This window comes from Edaphobacter sp. (assembly GCF_035763405.1).
Taxonomy (GTDB): Bacteria; Acidobacteriota; Terriglobia; order Terriglobales; family Acidobacteriaceae; genus Edaphobacter.
Genome location: NZ_DASUBE010000107.1, coordinates 1 through 19,191 on the forward strand (window position 1 = coordinate 1; position 19,191 = coordinate 19,191).

At 60.3% G+C, this 19,191-nt stretch carries 14 protein-coding genes and 1 pseudogene; 6 read left to right on the forward strand and 9 right to left on the reverse strand.

The window, feature by feature from the left end:
* Positions 1–790 (forward strand): class I tRNA ligase family protein (locus VFU66_RS10970; RefSeq protein ID WP_326446295.1); only part of this gene is annotated, 790 nt, incomplete at its 5' end.
* Between the two features lie 129 nt (positions 791–919).
* The gene (gene lspA / locus VFU66_RS10975) at positions 920–1,444 is read left to right on the forward strand and encodes a signal peptidase II (protein ID WP_326446296.1); all 525 of its coding nucleotides are present in this window, start codon (positions 920–922) and stop codon (positions 1,442–1,444) included.
* Between the two features lie 142 nt (positions 1,445–1,586).
* On the opposite strand, the gene VFU66_RS10980 is transcribed toward lspA, so the two are convergent.
* Positions 1,587–2,114: a hypothetical protein gene (locus VFU66_RS10980; protein WP_326446297.1), complete on the reverse strand. Its 528-nt coding sequence runs from the start codon at positions 2,112–2,114 to the stop codon at positions 1,587–1,589.
* A gap of 31 nt (positions 2,115–2,145) precedes the next feature.
* On the opposite strand from VFU66_RS10980, the gene uvrA reads away from it, so the two are divergent.
* Entirely contained in the window at positions 2,146–5,259 is a 3,114-nt protein-coding gene (gene uvrA / locus VFU66_RS10985) for an excinuclease ABC subunit UvrA (protein WP_326446298.1), read from the forward strand.
* Between the two features lie 266 nt (positions 5,260–5,525).
* Here uvrA and VFU66_RS10990 read toward each other — a convergent pair whose 3' ends face one another.
* From VFU66_RS10990 to VFU66_RS11000, 3 genes are read right to left on the reverse strand one after another with little or no spacing between them, the layout of a single operon-like run.
* Positions 5,526–6,083 (reverse strand): hypothetical protein, encoded by a 558-nt coding sequence (locus tag VFU66_RS10990; protein WP_326446299.1) that lies wholly within the window; start codon positions 6,081–6,083, stop codon positions 5,526–5,528.
* Positions 6,080–8,014 (reverse strand): sensor histidine kinase, encoded by a 1,935-nt coding sequence (locus tag VFU66_RS10995; protein ID WP_326446300.1) that lies wholly within the window; start codon positions 8,012–8,014, stop codon positions 6,080–6,082. Before VFU66_RS10995 ends, VFU66_RS10990 begins: the two co-directional genes overlap by 4 nt.
* 2 nt (positions 8,015–8,016) lie before the next feature.
* The gene (locus VFU66_RS11000) at positions 8,017–9,477 is read right to left on the reverse strand and encodes a sigma-54-dependent transcriptional regulator (protein ID WP_414649421.1); all 1,461 of its coding nucleotides are present in this window, start codon (positions 9,475–9,477) and stop codon (positions 8,017–8,019) included.
* A 218-nt stretch (positions 9,478–9,695) separates the two neighbouring features.
* Between VFU66_RS11000 and VFU66_RS11005 the strand changes: the two genes are divergently transcribed.
* A complete protein-coding gene (locus VFU66_RS11005; protein WP_326446302.1) occupies positions 9,696–10,022 on the forward strand; it encodes a rhodanese-like domain-containing protein in 327 nt (108 codons plus the stop codon).
* Between the two features lie 95 nt (positions 10,023–10,117).
* Here the strand turns inward: VFU66_RS11005 and VFU66_RS11010 are convergent, their stop codons facing one another.
* Complete coding sequence (locus VFU66_RS11010) at positions 10,118–10,765, reverse strand: PEP-CTERM sorting domain-containing protein (protein WP_326446303.1); 648 nt, start codon at positions 10,763–10,765, stop codon at positions 10,118–10,120.
* Positions 10,766–11,089: 324 nt separating this feature from the next.
* On the opposite strand from VFU66_RS11010, the gene VFU66_RS11015 reads away from it, so the two are divergent.
* Positions 11,090–12,601, forward strand: coding sequence for a CehA/McbA family metallohydrolase (locus VFU66_RS11015; RefSeq protein WP_326446304.1), 1,512 nt, complete (start codon positions 11,090–11,092; stop codon positions 12,599–12,601).
* Positions 12,602–12,791: 190 nt separating this feature from the next.
* Here the strand turns inward: VFU66_RS11015 and mobF are convergent, their stop codons facing one another.
* Positions 12,792–15,566: a MobF family relaxase gene (gene mobF / locus VFU66_RS11020; RefSeq protein ID WP_326446305.1), complete on the reverse strand. Its 2,775-nt coding sequence runs from the start codon at positions 15,564–15,566 to the stop codon at positions 12,792–12,794.
* A gap of 107 nt (positions 15,567–15,673) precedes the next feature.
* Here mobF and VFU66_RS11025 point away from each other — a divergent pair, with 107 nt between their 5' ends.
* Positions 15,674–16,228 (forward strand): hypothetical protein, encoded by a 555-nt coding sequence (locus VFU66_RS11025; RefSeq protein ID WP_326446306.1) that lies wholly within the window; start codon positions 15,674–15,676, stop codon positions 16,226–16,228.
* Between the two features lie 61 nt (positions 16,229–16,289).
* Here the strand turns inward: VFU66_RS11025 and VFU66_RS11030 are convergent, their stop codons facing one another.
* From VFU66_RS11030 to VFU66_RS11040, 3 genes and pseudogenes are all read right to left on the reverse strand, one after another.
* Positions 16,290–16,970, reverse strand: coding sequence for a hypothetical protein (locus tag VFU66_RS11030; RefSeq protein ID WP_326446307.1), 681 nt, complete (start codon positions 16,968–16,970; stop codon positions 16,290–16,292).
* Positions 16,971–17,024: 54 nt separating this feature from the next.
* A complete protein-coding gene (locus tag VFU66_RS11035; RefSeq protein ID WP_326446308.1) occupies positions 17,025–18,995 on the reverse strand; it encodes a type IV secretion system DNA-binding domain-containing protein in 1,971 nt (656 codons plus the stop codon).
* 8 nt (positions 18,996–19,003) lie between these two features.
* Positions 19,004–19,191 (reverse strand): annotated as a pseudogene (locus tag VFU66_RS11040) (plasmid mobilization protein); the annotation flags it as partial.

Below are 19,191 nucleotides of genomic sequence, written 5' to 3' on the forward strand. Positions count from 1 at the left end.
ATACATCCTGGCCAGACTCGCGCAGGTAACAGAAAAAATCCTCAAAGCCTACGACGAATTCGAATTCCACCGCGCCTACCACGCCCTCAACGAATTCACGAACACAGACCTCAGCGCGCTCTACCTCGACGTCCTCAAAGACCGGCTCTACACCTTCGCCCCCAACCACCCAGCCCGCCGCAGCGCCCAAACCGCCCTCTGGCGCATCGCCGAAACCCTCACCCGCCTCATCGCCCCCATCCTCAGCTTCACCGCCGATGAAGTCTGGGCACTATTGCCAAAGTTCGAAGGCCGCGAACCCAGCGTTCACCTCGCCCTCTTCCCGAACCCTGCCGAATTCGTCACTGGCAACGTCAAGCAAATCGAAGAGGACTGGAACCAACTGCTCGCGCTTCGCAATGAAGTACTCAAGAAGCTCGAAACGGAACGTACCGAAAAACGCATCGGCAAGGGCCTCGATGCCCTTGTGCATCTTTCGGTCAACCTGCGATACCGGCAAAGCATGTATCCCGTCCTTCAACGACACGAATCGGGGCTGGCGGAACTCTTTGGTGTCTCTAAAGTCGCCGTCTCCGCTTCTGATTTCCCTAATCCTGACCCTGCCTGCATCATCCAGGCCGGCCCTATTGCCTCGTCATCTATCGACAAATGCGAACGCTGCTGGCGCTCCACCTCCGACGTAGGCAAAGAAGCCAAATACCCCACCGTCTGCCTGCGCTGTGCCGAGGCCCTCACCGCCATTCACTTCGCCCCATACTCCGCCACGCAGCCCACGGAGACCACCACCTAAAGCACAGGCACGAAAACAAAAGGGCCAAAGGCCCGACTCATACCAGCCTGGGGCGAAGCCCCAGGTCAGGCACAACAAAAAAACCGAGGGCTGAAAGCCCGACCTATAGATTTTGAAGAGACGTCCTAAATGACCACGACCAGCCCCGTTTCCGCAGACCCGCAAAAGACCCGCGACAGACGCCCCATCCTCCTGCTCATCACCGCGCTCGTCATCCTGCTCGACCGCCTCTCGAAGCTCTGGATCATGCACCACGTCCGCCCCGGCTACGGCATCGTCGTCATCCCGCGCGTCTTCCGCCTCACGCACGTCCTCAACACCGGCGCGGCCTTCTCGCTCTTCGCCGACTCGCTCTCACCCGTCGCCGTCCGCGACTCACTCATCGCCTTTTCGATCATCGCCGTCATCATCGTAGGCGCGCTGCTCTGGCGCATAGGCCGCCAGCTCACACTCACCGGCGTAGCCCTCGCCCTCATCCTCGGCGGAGCCATCGGCAACCTCTACGACCGTGTCGTCTACTCCGTCGTCGTCGACTTCCTCGAAGTCCACATCATCCACTACCACTGGCCCGACTTCAACGTTGCCGACTCCTGCATCGTCATCGGAGCCTGCCTGCTCCTCATCGAAATCTTCCGCCCGCAATCTCAGGACTAAGCAGATGCAGTGTCATTCTGAGCGGAGCGAAGAATCCCCGCATTTCGCTTGAATCGCCACGAACCTTCGGGTACCCATCCATCGCAGCTTCATCGCAATGGATGGAAATGTATGCACTCGCCCAGCAAAGACGGCCTACGTCTCACCGCACATACGAAAACGTCCCACACAGATTCGTCGCGCTATTGATCGCATCAATCGTCAACGCAGGCGGCTTCATCCCCGAGAAGAACGCAATCTGCAACGACTTCCCCGCCACATACGTCGCCATCCACTCCGTGTCCTCCGCTCCGCACAACGTATTCTTGTGCAGAAACCGCTTCGCCGCCGGCACGTTCAGCCGATACAGACTTCCGCTCCCACCGGTCTGCTCCGGGTCAAAAACAGCCTGCACCTCTTCCGTCTTCAGGTCACGAATCCTGGCAATCGTATAGCTCGTAAAGTCCATCGTGATCTTGTCCGGAGAAAACACCACATCCCCGGTAATCGACATGGCCGTATTGCTCATAGCCCGCCAGATGCCCTTCTCCTGCGCGAAAGCCGCCAGCCCGCAAACCAGCACCGCACCTAAAACCGTATACAACCCAATCATCCGCTTCATCCCTTGAGCATGGCATCCGCCACCTACTTTGGGCAACTCCGCTCCCTTCGAGATTAATTCGCCTTCCATACCCCTCATGCCTGAAAATAGAAGTTTGGCCATGAACACCCAGACGCCCACCCCAAAGCTCGAGCAGAACCAGATCACCATCCGCGGCGCCCGCACCCACAACCTCAAGGGCATCGACGTGGACATCCCGCACAACGCCCTCACGGTCGTCAGCGGGGTCTCCGGATCCGGCAAATCCTCCCTCGCCTTCGACACCGTCTATGCCGAAGGCCAGCGCCGCTACGTCGAGTCGCTCTCCGCCTACGCCCGCCAGTTCCTCGAACGCATCGAAAAGCCCGACGTGGACCACATGGACGGCCTCGCCCCGGCCATCGCCATCAAGCAGAAGAACCAGACGCGCAACCCGCGCTCCACCGTCGCCACCGCAACCGAAATCTACGACTACCTCCGCCTCCTCTACGCCCGCTGCGGCACCGTCACCTGCCTGCACTGCGGCGGCATCGTTAAACACGATACCGTAGACGAGATCGTCACCGCGCTGCTTAGCCTGAGCGGGCGTGAAGGCGAACCAGCCACCCGCGCCTACGCCCTCTTCCCCATCATCCGCGCCGAAGTCAAGCTCGAACCCATGCAGCCCGCAAAGCTCGAAACGGAAGATCAGCCGGAACCCAAACCAAAAAAATCCGCCGCAAAAAAATCTGCGAAACCCGCGAAGTCCGCGCCCGCACCGTCCTACGACCTTACTGAATCCCTCAAAGAGCGCCTCGCCGAACTCCGCCGCCGAGGCTATAACCGCCTCTACCAAAACGGAAACATCGTCGAATTCTCCACCCCCGAATCCCTCCTCGAACTCGACTTCACCCAGCCCATCTTCGTCCTCGCCGACCGCCTGGCTCTCAGCCCCGACATCCGCTCCCGCATCGTAGACGCCATCGAAACCGGCTACCGCGAATCCGGCGAGATCCAGTTCCACATCATCCCCCGCACACCAGATCCCGTTTCAGAAGATATTGTCATCCTGAGCGAAGCGCGCAAGCGCGAAGTCGAAGGACCTGCGGTTGTACTTACCCAACCCCAAAACCTCCGCTTCTCCGCCGCCTTCGAGTGCACCACCTGCCACCGCGCCTACCGCGAACCTGAGCCGCGCCTCTTCTCCTTCAACAACCCCTTCGGCGCATGCCCGCGCTGCCAGGGCTTCGGCAACACCATCGACTTCGACCCCAACCTCATCATTCCCGACAAATCGAAGTCCCTCGCCAACGGAGCCATCGCCCCCTGGAACGGCGCAAAGTACCGCCCGCATCACGGCGAGATGATTCGCGCAGCCCGCGCCGCAGGCGTCCCCACCGACATTCCCTGGTACGATCTCACCGCCGAACAGCAACGCTTCATCGAAGACGGCAACGGCTCCTTCCCCGGCATCCGCGGCTTCTTCGCTGCGCTCGAGCGCAAAAAGTACAAGCTCCATGTCCGCGTCTTCCTCTCCAAATACCGCGGCTACGCCCTCTGCCCCGACTGCCGCGGCCAGCGTCTCCGCGCCGAAGCCCGCGCCGTCCTCATCAATGACAAAAACATCTGCGAAGTCTCCTCGCTCACCATCTCCGAAGCGCAAACCTTCTTCGACTCACTTAATCTCTCGCCCGCACAAACCGAAGTCGCAGGCAAAATCCTCGAAGAAGTCCGCCAGCGTATCCGCTTCCTCCACCAGGTCGGCCTGGACTACCTCACGCTCGACCGCCTCAGCTCCACGCTCTCGGGCGGTGAATCGCAGCGCATCCAACTCGCCACGTCACTCGGCTCGCGCTTAGTCGGCGCGCTCTACGTGCTCGACGAGCCAAGCATCGGCCTCCACACCCGCGACACCGCGCGCCTCATCGGCATCATGCAGGACCTCCGCGACCTCGGTAACACCATCCTCGTCGTCGAGCATGACCCTGACGTCATCCGCTCAGCAGACCATCTCCTCGACCTCGGCCCCGGAGCAGGCGAACTCGGCGGCCAACTTCTCGCCTCCGGTACTGTCCGCGAAGTCACGGACAATCCCGTATCCATCACCGGCAAATATCTCTCCGGCCGCCTCACCATCCCCGTTCCCAAGCACCGCCGCGAACCGGGCCGCGAAAAACTCAAGCTCACCGGCGCACGCATCCACAACCTGCGCGGCGTCGATGCCGAAATCCCTCTCAACATGCTCGTCTGCGTCACCGGAGTCAGCGGCTCAGGCAAATCCACGCTCGTCCATCAAGTCCTCTACCGCGCCCTCATGCGCGCGCTCAACCAGGACGGCCAGCCCGAAGGCGACCCCACCTACCTCTACCGCGAGCTCACCGGCACCCATCATCTCAACGACGTCGTCCTTGTCGATCAGTCCCCCATCGGCCGCACCCCACGCTCGAACCCTGTCACCTACATCAAGGCCTTCGACGACATCCGCGCCCTCTTCGCCGCACAGCCAGACGCCAAACGCCGCGGCTACGGCCCCGGTCACTTCTCCTTCAACGTCCCCGGCGGCCGCTGCGATGTCTGCGAAGGCGACGGCACCGTCACCGTCGAGATGCAGTTCCTGGCCGACATCGAGCTCCCCTGCGAAGAGTGCAACGGCACCCGTTACAAGCCCGCCATCCTCGACATCAAATACAAAGGCCGCAACATCTACGACGTGCTCAACATGACCGTCAAAGAAGCTCTCAGCTACTTCGCCGGCCACCCCAAGATCGTCGACAAGCTCTACGTGCTCGATGAGGTCGGCCTCGGCTACGTGCGTCTCGGCCAATCCGCCACCACGCTCTCCGGCGGCGAAGCCCAGCGCGTCAAACTCGCCGCGCACCTCGCCACCGCCCGCGCCAACACCTCACGCACTGGCAACGAAGCCGCCGCACGCGCGCGCTCCCGCACACTCTACATCCTCGACGAGCCCACCACTGGCCTTCACTTCGACGACGTAGCCAAGCTCCTCGCGGCCTTCCGCAAGCTCATCGAAGGCGGCGGTTCCCTGCTCGTCATCGAACACAATCTCGACGTCATCAAATCCGCCGACTGGGTCATCGACATGGGCCCCGAAGGCGGATCAGCAGGCGGCCAGATCGTAGCCACCGGCACACCCGAAGAGATCGCCGCCAACCCCGCGAGCCACACCGGCCACTGGCTCGCCCCCGTCCTCAACCCGACCGCGAAGCCAGAGCCCGAACCTCAGCTCACTGCGTAGAGCAGACCTCTTTTAGGTGTAGCTGCAACCATCACCGTTCGACCTAAGCGCGTCGCCGGTCTCAATCTTCCACAACCGCATCATCTCGACCGCAGACGGCGCCTTTTGCCGCCGCAGTGGAGAGACCCTCGTATCTTTTCTTGCGTACCCCGAACGCCAGTACAGCACACATCCTACCCGCATGTGAATGGAACTACACCTATCACGGAAATGTCCGGGCCAATCATCATCAGAGGCACTGCACACACGGCCTGTTTCGCGCCTCGCTACTTCTCCAGATCATCCAGCAGCAGCTTGGCCTTGGTAGCCAGCGTCATCGCGCCCTCGGCATCCCCTGAACCGAGCGCATCCTGAGCCTGCTTCTCGAAATTCTTCACCGTGTTGACCTCGTCCTTCTGCTGCTCTGCCTTCTGAGCAGACAGCCCATTCAGCCGCCTCTCATTCGACGCAATCAGATTGGCCGCATCCTGCCTGGTCTGGGAACTTCCTGTCCCACCCGCCGTCAGCGATCCAATCGTCGCTGCCTCCTGCGCCGGCGTCGGAGACACAACCGGAGGCGGCGCTTCATCCTTCACCACAGGCCTCCTCCGCTCACGCGGCAGCCTCGCCGCAGCGGCAGCCACCGGCATCGGAGGCATTTTGATATGCGGGGGCGTCAGCATGGGCGCGTCCGCAGGCCGAGGCACCTCCACCAACGGCACCGGCGTCAGTACCGGCGGCAGCGGAGAAACCCGCACATGGTGGCGGCAGCCGCACAGCCCCAGCATCAGCCCGGCACACACCAGCGCCGGAACCTTTCTCGTGATGTTGTTCTCGCAGATCAAACGCGCTCCCCTATTACTTTACGATTCAACGCGGCCCCAGTCCCGACTCCTCCCAGCATTGGAAGCCGGAACGTAAACGTCGTCCCGCGCTCAGCAGATTTGGCATCCGCGTTCGAGCGCACATCCATGCTTCCGCCGTGCAGTTGCAGAATGCGATACGTCATTGCCAACCCAATCCCGCTGCCCTTCGGCTTGGTCGTGAAGTACAGCTCGAAGATCCTCGGCAGCACCTCCGGCGGTATGCCCGCACCCTCATCGGCGACCTCGACCACGGCGGACTGGTGCTCTCTGCGCAGTTGCACATGGATCGTGCCGCCCTCGTTCATCGCCTGCATTCCGTTCAGCAACAGGTTCAGCAAAGCCTGCTGAATCAGTTCTCCATCCACTCTTGCCATCACCGGCTCTGTAGGCATCTCCACCTGGACCCGAACTCCATTCTCCTGCATCTCCCCAGCGGTCAACTCCACCACAGCCTCCACCACCTGCCGCAGATCACGGTCGCGCAAATGCAGTTCCATCGGCCGGGAGAAGTCAGCCAGCGTCTGCACCACGCGGTCCAGCCGTTGCATCTCTCCTGCCAGAATGTCCACGTGACGCTGCGCGCTCGCAGCCGAGTCACCATGTACCTCGGCCAGCTTGCCGCGCAGCAGCTCCAGATGCACCACCATCGCGTTAATTGGGTTCTTCACCTCGTGTCCCACACCCGCCGTCAGCCGCCCAATCGCCGCCAGCCTCCGCGACACCTCCAGCTCCTGCCCCAGTTGCGCGGCAGACTCCGTATCGCGCAGCGTCAGCAGCGTGCCCATGTTTCCGCCGCCTACGCCGTCATCAATCCTGTCCACCGAGATCTGCACCTGCCGGCCGTCCTCCAGCGTCGCGCGCGACACGCTTAACTGCTCCCCGCTGGCAAACGCTGCCAGCACTGCCTCGCCCAGCGCAGTCTCCGGCGTAAAGATCTCCTCCAGCCGTTTCCCCACCATCTCTTCGTCGACACCATCCTTCGGCGGCCCAAGAAAATACGTCACGGCATCCGACACCATCACCGCCCGCCGGTCTGCCGTAAACAGCAGCACCCCATCACGCAGCGTATCGAGCATCTGGTTCAGGTTCGTCTGGAGCGCTGTATACCCGGCCTCGGTCGAACGCATCTGCTCGCCCAGCCGGTCAATCGTCTTCGTCACCCTCACCACCGCATCGGCCCCATCTCCCGCCGTCAGCTTCTTGGGAGCGGCATCGCCCGCACCCGTGGTCAACTTCTCCAGTTGCGTGCTGATCTCCTCAATCGGCCGCAACGCCGTATTCGCCGTCAGCGCCGCCGCCACCATCGAGGCCAACCCCGCCAGCAGCGCAAACCACAGCGCCGCCCGCAGCCACGGTTCATACGAGTTCTTCAGAAAGGTCGAACGCACTCCCACATGCACTATCAGAAACGGCATCCCATTCCGTTCCAGCGTCTGCGAGATGTCCAGCACGCGCGGCGGTCCGAATACCTCCCGCGTCTGCAAAATCATGCCCCCTGTCTGCACCCGGCTCAGCGCCATCCTATACGGAAACGGATGGTCCACCGCGTCCGGGTTCGTGCTGAGCAGCGTCATCCCAAACGCATCAGTGACGCTCACGTCCTGCACCGTAGGTGAGTAGCGCACAATCGCATTCATCAAATCCAGAAGAGACGTCTGGTCCCTGAGCGCGTCTCGCGCGGCATCATGCACTCCATTGTCCGATGTGTCCACCGGAGGATGCAGCCGCAGCCCGAACTCCACCGCCGACCGCGTTGCCAGCAGCACCTCATGCGCCATCACGTCGTTGGTTGCCGCCGTCTGCTCAATCCTCTGGCGCAGCAGCTCCCCCACGAACAGCACCGAAAGCAGCAGCACAATCGCGAACATCAGCGCCGTCAGCCACAGCACCAGCTTCGTCTTCAGCCGCATCCTTACTCCGTCGCAGAGTTCGAGTATTCCTTCAGCTTATTCTGCAATGTCTTCGAGCTGATCCCCAATATCTCCGCAGCCTTCGTCTTGTTATTGTGCGTCGAAGAGAGCGTCTTCAGAATCAGTTGCCGCTCTGCCTCATTCACCGTCGTGCCCACCTCCACGCGCACCGTATTCTGGTCGTCCAGATACCGCTGCACCTCGCGCGAAGCGGCGGCAGCCGCATCCGCAGCCCTGCCGGTCGCCGTCACCGCAGCATGTACCCCGCTCGTCGGAGGCGGCGCAAACCCAGGCTCCCCGAAGTGCTGCGGCAGGTGCTCCACGCCCAGCATTCCTGTTCCCGCCATAATCACCGCGCGCTCAATCGTGTTGCGCAGCTCCCGCACATTTCCCGGCCACTTATAACTCTCCAGCCGCTGCATCAGCGAATCCTTCAGGCCGGCCACCGTGCAATGATGCCGCTCATTCATGTCGTCAATCATCTTCTCCGCAATCGACGACACATCCATCAAATGCTCGCGCAGCGGAGGCATCTTGATATTGAAGACATTCAGCCGGTAATAAAGGTCCCCGCGCAGTTCTCCATTGGCCACAGCCTCCTCCGGATCTTTGTTCGTGGCCGCCACCACGCGCACATCCACCGGAGTCTCCACCTTGCTCCCCAACCGGCGCAGCTTCCGGTCCTCCAGCACGCGCAGCAGCTTGGCCTGAGTCGCGGCAGGCATCTCGCCAATCTCGTCCAGCAGAAGCGTCCCTTCCTCGGCCAGCTCAAAGCACCCCGCGCGCCGCTCCAGCGCGCCGGTAAACGCGCCCTTCTCATGCCCAAAGATCTCGCTCTCAATCAGTGTCTCCGGAATCGCCGCGCAGTTCACCGCCACAAACGGCTTCAGCCGCCGCGCGCTCAGGTCATGCAGCGCCCGCGCCACCAGCTCCTTGCCCGTACCGCTCTCTCCCGTCACCAGCACCGACACATTCGACGGCGCCACGCGCTCAATCAGCGCAAACACCTCCCGCATCTGCGGCGAGTTCCCCACCAGCGGCCCCAGCACGCCCGTATCGCGCACCTGCCGCCGCGTCACCTCCATCTCGACGTCCGCCTCCCGCTGCCTGCTCGCATTCTGCAAAATCGTCTTCAGCCGCACCGGATCGACCGGCTTCGGGATGTAGTCGTAAGCCCCCATCCGCATCGCTTCCACGGCAGACTCAATCGACCCCTGCGCCGTCAGCATCACCACGGCAATCCGCTGCGGCAGGTCGCCAATCTTGCGCAGCAGCTCCATGCCATCCATGCGCGGCATCTTTAGGTCGGTGACAACAATCGCCGGGGCCCACTCGACGGCCTTTTCCAGACCCTCCACCCCGTCGGCCGCGCACTCCGCCCGATAACCCCAGCTCCCCACCAGCTCCGTCAGGCCCGTCCGCGCATGGACCTCATCTTCCACAATCAATACTTTTTCCAAGATCCGTCACCTGCTCTTTCCAAACTCTCGGCTGCATATTCATTCCGCAGTCTTTTGTATTTCCATTCCGCCCCCTGAGCGAAGTCGAAGGGGAAGGAAGCCGCTCTTGCCCACTAGCCCCAATCCCCGGGTGCCCATCCTTCGCCGCAGGCGGAGAACCTGCTTTTCCCCATCAACCCTGAACCCCGATTCATCCCCTTCGTTAGAATTATCCTTGAATCATGCTCGAACCGGAAATCTCTCCCCAAGCCTTCGCCCAACTGCGCCAGCAACCCAACGCACCGCTCCTGCTCGATGTGCGTGAGCCCTGGGAGTTCCAGACCGCCTCGCTACCTGACTCCGTTCTCATGCCCATGGGCGACGTACCTTCCCGCGCCCACGCCGAACTCGACCCCGACGTTCCTATCGTAGTCCTCTGCCACCACGGTATGCGCTCCCTGAACGTCACCATCTGGCTTCGCAACCAGGGCTTCGAACACGTTCAATCGCTCGCCGGAGGCATTGATGCCTGGTCGCGCTCAATCGACCCCACCATCCCGCGCTATTGAGTTTCCGCTCCCGCCTAAAAGCAGACTGCTCCTGCTGGTTCCCGTCGCCGGGAACCAGCAGGAGCAGCAATGACGTTTGCCCTAAAAATCCGCGCCTAAAACAGCTTGCGGCGAATCAACCCAGCAACGCCCAGAGCGCCCGTGCCGAACAGCAGCAGCGACGAAGGCTCCGGTACTGCCGGGGGCGTCGTTCCACCCTTGGCAGCAACGTTGCCCGTGTTCCCGGTGACGCCACTGACGTCAGAGGCGAAGAAGTACCCGTCGGAGTTGGCTATAAAGTCCGAAACGTTGACTCCGGTGCCATTCGTCACGGTAAACGACAGCGGCCCGGGATTTGGCTTCGATCCACCCGGTCCGCAACCCGTCTTATTCACCTTGTCATAGCATGAAAGCGAGTAGCCAAAGTCACCAAAGGTCGAGGCCGAGTCTGAACCGGATGAGAAGAATGGGCTGGTAATATTGCCAATCGTAACGGCAGGGCTTCCGGTCAAGTTGAATTCAATCGATCGCCCGGCTCCGGTCCCAACGAACGCAACACCAGAAGCCAAGGTCTCGTTCACCGTAACAACACCAGTCGCGCTCTGGGTGAGCGTAATCGTGCCAAAGGGCCCGGAACCGCAACCGCCGGTGCAACCGTCAAACGTGAGTGAATACGTAGCAACTGTCCCAATGGGGTCCGCTTTCGCAAACGGAGCAGCAACCAGGAAAAGCGCAGAGCTAAGGAGAAGAAGCTTTTTCAGCATTTCAAGAATTCCTTTTAATCCGATTAGTTTTTACTCGTAGAACAACCGTCTTCGGCTTTGAACAATCTGCTCGTACACGACCACCCAAAACCAGTTACCTAACTTCAAAGCAATTCGCCACCCAAACCAACATTTCTTTTCATCCCAGCTAAAACAAGCGAAATCATCAACTTACAGAAAGAACCCGGCACCCCTCAGAGCACCATTCCATGCAACCGTGCAGAACTTTGCACCCAAATGGCCCAACAATTGCCCTATCTCACGCTCCACCATAGGAAAGCTCCGGGGTTTACGCTTGCCCGAATCTGAACAACAATGATTAGGATGAAAAATTCAGCAACGTTACCGATAACTCTTTCTGTCCTTGTCTTCACCTTCGCTGCTTCCAGCTTCGCCCGCGCGCAAACCGCTCGCCCCAGCCTCACTCTTCATGGCACCGTCACGCGCGCGCAGCAGAACGCCTACCTCGAAATTCCCTTCACCGTCCCCGCCAACATCGAGCGCATCACCGTCAACTTCAGCTACACCGGCAAGCAGGACCACGCCACGCTCGACCTCGGCGTCCGCGACCCCCAGCGTTTCCGCGGCTGGAGCGGCGGCAACAAATCCTCCTTCACCATCGGCATCCCCGACGCCACACCTTCCTACCTACCCGGCCCCATCCCGCCCGGACGCTGGCACCTGCTCATCGGCGTCGCCAACCTTCGCCCCGGCAAATCCGCTACCTACACCGCCGACATCTTCTTCACCCGCAAAGGCGAAGCCGGCGGTGCCGAAAGCTTCACCGACCACCCCCTCAGCACCGAAGCCCGCTGGTATCGCGGCGACCTCCACATGCACACTGCCCACAGCGACGGCTCCTGCCCCAGTCAATCCGGCAAACCCGTCCCCTGCCCGCTCTTCATCACGCTCCAGAAGGCCGTCGCCCAGGGTCTCGACTTCGTCGCCGTCACCGACCACAACACCATCTCCCACTTCGACGACGAGCGCGAGATGCAGCCCTACTTCGACAAGCTACTTCTCATTCCCGGTCGTGAACTCACCACCTACTCCGGCCACTTCAATATCTTCGGCACCACCGACTTCATCGACTTCGAGCTAGGCAGTCCCCGCGCGCCAGACATGAACAGCATCTTCCGCGCCGCCCACCGTCTCGGCGCACTCGCCAGCGTCAACCATCCCGCCAGCCCCACCGGCGAAATCTGCATGGGCTGCGGCTGGTCGCCCAAAAACTTCGACATGCACCTCACCGACGCTATAGAGGCCGTCAACGGCGACAACGCCGACCGCGGCCAGAATCACACCGGCTACTGGCGTGCCCAGCTCAACCGAGGCCTGCGCATCACAGCCATCGGCGGCAGCGACACGCACCGTCCCGTTCCCAGGCCCGGCGGGATCAGCACCATTGGCCACCCGGCCACGGTCGTCTACGCCACCGAACTCTCCGTCCCAGCCATCCTCCAAGCCATCCGCGAGGGCCACGTCTTCGTCGACACCACCGCCTCTCACGACCGCCTGCTCGAAGTCACCGGCACGGTCAGCAACCAGACCGCCCACATGGGCGATCTCCTCACCGCGCCAGCCGGAACCACCCTCGACCTCGCCGTCCACGCAGCAGCCTGCGCAGGCTCCAAAGTTCAGTTTCTGCTCGATGGCAAATCATCAGACGCGCTTCCCAACCAGACCATCACCGCAGCAGACCAGACCCTCCACGCCACCTGGCCCAGCGACGGAAAACACCACTGGCTCGAAACCGACGTCATCACCCCCGACGGCCGGCTCCAACTGCTCGGCAACCCCATCTATCTCAACTGGAACACCGCCGCTCCTCGCTAGTGTCCCAAGTCTGAAGTTCACAACATAAATAACCTTGTCATCCTGAGCGGGTGAGTAGGTTTTTAGAAATCGCTGATTTATCGAGAGATAAATAGCCTGTTTTTGACTGTGTAGAAACTGTGCAGGCGATTTCTCGATTTCTGTGCATTTCTCGAATGCAAGACACCATTCTACAGGGACGATTCATAGCTTAAAGGCTATGCCCTAAGCCCATGCCGTGTTCAATGACCGGCGCGATTTCCGGCTGTGGCGGCTTGATGGATTGCTCCGGCTTTATCGCTGGAGTGTGGGCGCTCTCGTGGGACACGTCATGCCCTAATGCCTCCGGCAGCTTCGCGCGGTCGTTAGTGTAAAGCTGTGCGTCTACCGCGCCGCGTGAGACGGCAACATAGGCCATGCGGCTGTTGAGCAGGTCTTTCGCGGCCAGCTCGATATCGACGTGAATCAACACCCGCTCGGCGGTTTGTCCCTGGCTGGAATGGCTCGTCACCGCATAGCCGTGATCGAGATGCGGATGCTCGCGCGGGTCAAGCTGCACATCGCGGCCTCCGTCCATTTTCAGGCTCAGTTTCCCATCATGGCCGATACTCTCGATGGTTCCAAGTTCGCGGTTGGCAATCTTCAAGTCATTGGCTGGCGCGGTGAACTGGATGCGGTCGCCCACGGCGAAACTGCGTGGTTCCTCCCGATAGACGGATACTCCCTGCTGCCTGCGTGGATCATAGGTCAACTCAGAGCCATCGGCCCGCACCACCGTCAACAGGTTTTTCTCTGCATCCACGCTCTTGACCCGCGCGTATTCTCCGCGCTCCATGCCGGTTTCTTTCGACGCACGAGCGTAGCGCACTACATCATTGAACTCATACCGCGCCGCCCATGTGCGCTCCGGGCCGGTGAGGTCTTGGCGCGGTACAAGCGCCTCGATGCGATGGTCGTCTTTGCTGACTGAGCCGCGCTCCTGCATCTCGGCACGAATTGCCAGATTGATCTCCACGCGGGAGCGGTTGTCGGGCGAGACAACCAGCATACCCTCCGGCGACTTTGCGTATTCCTTCGCTATGGCTGTAATGCGGTCGTCACGTACTGCAATCTCATGGACGCGGCCCTGCCGCTCCAAGCCCTGCACGGCCTCGCGCACCTCGCCCCGCGCAAGCTGTTCGACCACCTGTTTCAGCTCCGGGTCTTTCTGCCGGACAATCTCATCGAGCTTCACCGTTTTCATGCCCGCATCCTGAAGCTGCGCGAAGGGACGCCCGGCCTCGATTGCCTCATGCTGTCTCCGGTCGCCAACCAGCAACACGCGGTCATTGGGATGCAGGCGATTTACAAACTCGTGCATCTGTTTGGTGGACGCAAGCGAGGATTCATCGAGCACATACAGGCGGCGCTCGCCGGTATCCGGCTTTTCTCCACGCGCAAGATGTTTTTGCAGCGTGGACGTTTCCATGCCTGCATCGGCCAGCTTTTGCGCCGCGCGGGACGTGGGCGCGAAGCCTTCGACCTTGTACCCCTGTGCCTCTGCACCTTCACGGATGACGGCCAGCGCCGTTGTCTTGCCCGCGCCAGCGATTCCATCCAAACCCACTATCTTTTCGCGGGAGAGAAAAACATCATTGACTACCTGACGCTGCGAAGCATTTAGCTCCGGGTGGCGGTCTTCCGTCGCAATCCGAATCTGCGGAGAAACCAGCATCGGGTCATTCATCCCGCGCTGATTGCCTTCCTGCATCCGTGTAACGATCTCGCGTTCCATGCGCAGCATGGCAGCGGTGGTGTACTGCTGTCCTGCGCCTGCATGATGGACCGTGCGGAACTCGCCCCGCGCGGCCCGCTGCGCGAACTCCTGACGGATATGGGCATACGTTGTTTCACCCATGCCGCGATTAAGCGCCGCTTCCAGAAGGTCGCGCCGGTCCAGCACGGCGGAACGCTCGAACAAATGATCGCGGGCATACGTGACGGCCTGTTGCGCGGCCACGGTGCTCCGATTCAGCGCGGGTTCGTGAACGTGACGCTGTTCATGCGCCCGCGCCTCGGCAACAATCCGGTCGGCCTGGTGTCCATACTGCTCGGCGAGGTTCCGGTGTCTCTCTAATACCTGTTCCGGCGATAGCAGTTCTTTGCTGTCCCGCGTTCGATGGGCTGCGACCTGCGCGGCTCCCGCACCGTCTATCCCCATCTCGCGCAGATGGTCTTTGATCTGTCCCCGGCGTGGGCTACTGGCTTCCAGATACTCCTTCGTATAGCCCTTAATCTCCGGCTGTCCATGCTTGCCGCGCTCCAGCTCATAGCCCAAACCCTGCAATCGCATCGACAACTCAGAACGGTAAACGCTAGTAGCATACCGCTGCGATGCGAATAGCTCCTGCGGCTGCAAGGCGCGTGTCTGTCCGTTGTCGCGTTCGGTGACGTTGAAGATTACGGCATGGGTGTGAAGCTGCGGCGCGGCGTAGCCATCCACAGGCCGGGCGGTGTCGTGCTCAAAGGTAGCAGCAACGAATTTGCCGGTCGTCTCCGGCGCGTGGATGTTGCCGATGCGGGCCTGCGTGTACTTCTCCAACTCGTTAAGCGCCACGCGGACGCTCTCTCGATGTGCCTCTCTTACACGTTCATCCCCGCCGACAAGGGCGGTAAGAGAAACCGACTTTGGCGCGGAAAACGTAGCATCCCAACCGGCACGATGCTCTACGCTCGTTACTTCCTTGCCAAATTTTCCCTCGTAAGTTTTGGAAGCCTGATGGCGAACAAGCTGTGCTTCTGTGTGCGGATGCCGCCCCTCGGTCAGACGCGCAAAGTGCTCATTGCCAACCGGCCCCGATAAGCCCCATTGCTCGGCCAGCTTGCCCTGCCATTCACTATGCCCTTGCTGGTCGCGGCTCCAATAGTTCTGCCGCTCTGACGCAAACTCCCGCTCATGGTACGTCCGTACCTGCGAGGCTGACAGCGGCTTGGAGATCGTCAGCATACGAAAAATTCTAGTCCCTTACTCACTACAAACCGGCTTTCCGGTTCCGATTTAGATTCGATGATCGGATTACTCCCAAGACTGCGAGGCAGATTAGAATCTGATGTGTGATTGATGTAAGCGAACTGACGGAAGCACAGAAGGCCACCGAAGGCTTCAAAAGTACGTATGCCGGGATGATGAACCTCTACAATCAACCCGGCTTCATTGCTGCTTTATGTGCTCATGAAGCAGCCCATCTCATCTTCTACGAACGGATGGGCAGAATTCCATTTGAGATAGTCCGACCGAAGATTCATCACAATAATGCGATGAACAGATTTGAGGGCTATATGGCCGCCGTCAAGCCCCAACTTCCCGATTGTGAACCCGCCAAGTGGCAAGAGTGGGTAACGGCGAAAGCACTTGGCGGCGCTGCCGGGGGAGTCGTCGGGCGTCGGTTGTTCCCAAATGCGGATGGTGGAGATGTGGAAGACAAGCGGCTGTTTATTCAGGAGTGTGCCGATTTGGTGAGGCACTGTGGGGGCATTTCCATAAATGCGGAAGAGGTCTGGACGTGGGCTCAGGCGGAGGTTTCCCGACAACTGGACGCAGACCCCAAGCTTATGGAGTTGATTCAGAAACGGGCGAAGGAACTCAAGCCGCTGTTCGGTTTCGCTTAGTGCTTTTAGCAAGCTAATAGCTTCTTCAGCCGATGAGAGTGCTCCTGCGAGGTGTGGCGGACTACTTTCCCACGAACCGCGTCACGTTTGCTTCAAGAAACATCTGGACAGTGGCCGCATACTTGTCCAACATGTCGTATAACCGTGGAATCGGCACAGTCATTTGGAACTCGAAGCCGGAGTCACGGCGGCGTTTGACCTCTGTTGGACTGCCCACAAGCCCGAGATGAATGGTTAAATCCTTTCCGTCCCATGAGGTTGAGAGGTGGGTATCACTCGCGTCCCAATGTGTGATGGACGAGTTACGGTACGTCCGAAGCCGCCTGAATGCGTCTGCCTGAGTAATGATGGTATCGACATCCCCTGATAACCCAAGAGCTGAAGCGTCCTTCGCCAACTTGTCGAGAAGCGTCAAATGACTCCAGTCTTCACCGTTGGGATGTAGCTTTGTCTTACGACCACGCGTGAAGCCAAAAAAGAACCTGACGTTGACCGCAATCTGGTCGAGGAGCATATTGGCAAATAGATAGAAGGTCTCGACCTCCAACTGAAGGCGTTCACGCACGTCTTCTGTAACACGGTAGATTCTCACCCCCGGCTTGGGCTGCGGGTCATACCGTTTCGCTTCCGCTTCATACCTTTCACGGATGATCGTGAGAAAACCGTGATAACGATGCCACGGCTGAATGCGCGTATTGACAGCCCCTCGAACATTGCCCAATCGAAAATGCCGAAATTTCATTTTTCCCTCGCATCTTTTGCTCACGAGATTTGATTTGTCTCGAAGTGCTTCTCGTCATTCAATCCCTTTGGACTCGTCCCACACAAACGCTTCTTTGGGTTTGTCGGTGGGCGTATCAGCGGGTGCATCAAAAAGTGGAAGCGTAGTCTGAACCGCTGCCGATGGTTTGGGTTGCTCTGTGCGAACTACCGGCGTCGGCGGTGACGGCCTGGGCACAACTGGCAACTTGCGCTCGATAAACTCCCCCTGTCCGCCGTACTTCCTTGCGAACTGGAAGTGAACGGGAACAACCTTGTTTTCCTGCTTGATGAAGCCGTGCAACGGTTCGAGGCCGGAGATTTCCGAAGCCATGACGAGCGGCTTCGTTGCAATCTCCATCGCATACGACTTCCTGCTGCCGAACAGCTTCATGCTGCGCGATTCCTTCAACCGCTCCACTTCAATTTCCCCGATAGCATCGGAAATCCACTTCGCGGCGCGTGGCTCGGTAGTCTTGAAAAACAGCTTGGTTGCGGGCTGCGAAAGCATCGCCTCGGCGTCCTGCCCGTAGCGTTTTTCAAGCTGGCTGCGGCCCTGAAAACCCACTACAACAGGGTTCCCGTACTTGCGATTTTCGGTGACGGCGGTATGGAGTTGCGGCAGCTTGTTAAGGCTTGCCAGTTCGTCCAGCACAAACCATACCGGCTTCGACGTGCGGTCTTCGCAATACCCCATCATGCGAAGGATGAATAAATCGAGCCACACGGAATGCAGCGGCAGAATCTTCGCGCGGTAGGCAGGAGTGGACGTGAGAAATACCCAACGCTTACGCTCGGTGTACCACTCCGCCGTCGCAAACGTCGGCCTCGTATGCTCCCACTCCGGCAACAGCTCTAAGCTGTCGGCCACCATGTTTAAGCTCGCCAGAACACCCGCCCGTTGCGCCGGTGCTCCCGCATCGAGCAGCGCGGCAAGCGGCGTTCCTTTCACCGCAAACTCGATTCGTGACGGCTCGGCCATCATGCTCAGAATGTCCCTGGGCTGCGGCCTCCGTTTGAGCAGATGGGCCAGTATCCGGCGCGGCCCATCGGTGAAAAACTCCTTCTCGTACTCCTTTTCCGGCAGGAACGCGGCGGCGATGGTCGCCGCTGTTTCGTCGCGGTCGATCTCATCGCCTAACCCCCAATATGGGCAACGCTGGTCCAGCGGATTGAGAATCAAATCGCCCCGCGCGGGAGAGTAGAACTCGCTCACAAAGTCCATTGCCGGGTCGTAGACGATGGCGCTTTCTCCGCGTTCCCGCACCTGGCGAAGTAGCTGCCGGATGGCGTTCGACTTGCCCGCCCCGGTGTCGCCCATCATCAGAATGTGGCTGGCTTCAAGACGCTTCGGGACGCAGTAGCTTGGCCCGAATGGAAGCCACTGCAAAAGCGCGTTCTCGAAGCGCAAACGGAACCGTATGCCGTCCGTCTTTGCGCTCGGCCACCGTAAAGACGATGCCAGCTCCGGGCCTTTGGTTCTGCGTCCGTGACGTTCTTCCTGCTGCCGACTCCGGGCAAAACCCTGCTTCATCCAGAGCCGGAAAACATAGAGCAGCATCAGCACGGCAAGGCTGTTGAGCATCGGTCTGCCAAACAGCCACCACACGCTTACCCCGTCATAAACGTAGTCGCGCAATCCCTTGGCAAGCGCGTCTGCGGGCACTTTCTCCGGGGCGCTATAGGACACTCCACGCCAACCCTCCGCGATGGCTTTGGGCGAGAGATTGACGGGTAGCTTCGGGTCCGGCCCGGAAACAACATCCTCAGCGAAAGCGGGTATCGGCTTCCGCTTGGGCGCGGTCTTCATCACCCATCGGATCGTCATTTCGCTGTGCGGTATCCCCGCCCCTACGGAGCTGGCGGCATAGGTCGTGAGGTAGACCTTTTGCAACGGCGTGAGCGTCCAGTAAAGCCATGCCGACGCCGGAAAGATGAGGACAAGCGGGCCAACCGCAAGCCAGAAAAGAAACCAGAACAGCCGTCCCGTCCGGCTCGGAAAACGCATCGGGCGGCTCACTGTTTGCCCCTGTCCGGTCCCTCCTGGGACAGAAACTCTGCGAGCAATGTGCGGGCGTCGGCCAGCTTCCGCAGGTTGGCCTGGTCACGGATTTTGAGGACGGAATCGGGGAGCAGATGCTTGCCCTCGGCGTTCGCCTGGGCCGTCGCGTGGAAGAGATTCAGGAGCATGTATCGCAGTGCCG